This is a genomic window from Maribacter polysiphoniae, assembly GCF_003148665.1.
Taxonomy (GTDB): Bacteria; Bacteroidota; Bacteroidia; order Flavobacteriales; family Flavobacteriaceae; genus Maribacter_A; species Maribacter_A polysiphoniae.
This window is the reverse complement of sequence record NZ_QGGQ01000016.1, coordinates 57,250-57,461: the sequence shown is the minus strand read 5'-3', so window position 1 is coordinate 57,461 and position 212 is coordinate 57,250.

Below are 212 nucleotides of genomic sequence, written 5' to 3'. Positions count from 1 at the left end.
TCGCTTTTTGTTTTCCCTGTGAACTATCCTTAAAATTAAAGAACTGAAAGCAATTCACAACTATTTGCTTAACGATAACAATTAAAGACATCCTGTGAACTATCCTTAAAATTAAAGAACTGAAAGCAATTCACAACAATTATATTTCTTTTAATGTATTTGCTAGCCTGTGAACTATCCTTAAAATTAAAGAACTGAAAGCAATTCACAAC